Annotated in this window: 1 protein-coding gene; it reads left to right on the top strand. The window is 75.0% G+C overall.

What is annotated here, in order from left to right:
- On the top strand, nucleotides 1-272 hold a 272-nt coding region (locus ACPYN7_RS18075; protein ID WP_424348568.1), incomplete at both ends, for a proton-conducting transporter membrane subunit.

The following is a 272-nucleotide window of genomic DNA, read 5'->3' as shown; positions in this document are numbered from 1 at the left end:
GCCCTGCTGCTGGGCTTCATCGGGCTCTACGTGGCGGCGGCACCGCACACCTTCGACATCCCCGAGCTCGTCGCGGCGGCGCCCCTGGCGGGCGACCCGCTCACCGGCGGGCTGGTGCTCGCGGCGATCCTGGTGGGCCTGGCCGTGAAGACCCCCACCGTGCCGTTCCACACGTGGCTCCCCCCGGCCCACACGGACGCCCCGGCCACCGGCTCGGCCGTGCTGGCGGGGGTGCTGCTGAAGATGGGCACCTACGGGTTCGTGCGCATCGC

The sequence above is a fragment of the Kocuria sp. CH-021 genome, assembly GCF_049716185.1.
Lineage (GTDB): Bacteria > Actinomycetota > Actinomycetes > Actinomycetales > Micrococcaceae > Kocuria > Kocuria cellulosilytica.
Note: the sequence above shows the minus strand (reverse complement) of the source record. Positions and strands in the feature narration are given on the sequence as shown.